The sequence below is a fragment of the Bowmanella yangjiangensis genome (genome assembly GCF_017255015.1).
GTDB lineage: Bacteria > Pseudomonadota > Gammaproteobacteria > Enterobacterales > Alteromonadaceae > Bowmanella > Bowmanella yangjiangensis.
The window spans coordinates 1-805 of sequence record NZ_JAFKCS010000361.1; the positions used below are offsets into that span (position 1 = coordinate 1).

The following is an 805-nucleotide window of genomic DNA, read 5'->3' on the forward strand; positions in this document are numbered from 1 at the left end:
TGGTTGCTGGGACGTATCCAGACCAACGGCAAGGCCGACTACCCGAGCGTGCACGCGATCCAGGCCAGCGTGCGCTTGCGCAGCCTGCAGGACTGGCAGCAGGGCAGCGCCAGCCCGGCACTGCCATTCGCCATGCCGCAGAGCTCCAGGCCATCTCCGCTGTACCAGATGCGGGCGCTGAGCGCGGAGGACTTCTTCGCTCGCCTGGCCACCCTGCTGCAGGACAATCCCGCCGCGCCTGCCGATAGCGCCGCCGTCGCCGAGCTGCGCCAGCTTGGCGTACACGCTGGCGCAGCGCCGCAGTGGAACTGGCTGCAGCGACAGGCCGTGCGCCTGGGTATCTGGCTGGCCGGGCGCGAGATGCAGCGGGCGCTGCAGGACCCGCAAGGGCTGGTCAACGGTTGGCGCGAAGCACCGCTGCACATCGGCGACTACGGCCCGGATTACGGGCTGCGCGCGGTGGTGGCGATGGTGGGTTTCGGTGCGAACCTGGCAGCCGACGCGATCTACCCGAACGCCAATCTCGATGGCCAGGGCCAGCCGCTGCAGGGGGGACGACGCTATCGCCTGCATTTCGCCGCCGGTGAGCTGCCGCCGGCCAGGGCGTTCTGGTCGGTGACGGCCTATGATGGTGACGGTTACCTGATCGCCAACCCGCAGGGTCGCTATGCGCTGGGTGACCGCGACCCGCTGCGCTACAACGCCGACGGCTCGCTCGACCTGTGGCTGCAGCACGAGACGCCGGCCGCCGAGCAGCAGGGCAACTGGCTGCCGATTCCAGCCAGCGGGCCGTTCAGCCTGACCG

The 805-nt window shown here is 69.9% G+C and carries 1 protein-coding gene; it reads left to right on the plus strand.

The window, feature by feature from the left end:
* Positions 1 to 805: DUF1214 domain-containing protein (locus tag J0A65_RS24555; RefSeq protein ID WP_206596870.1), on the plus strand; the 805-nt coding region annotated here is incomplete at both ends.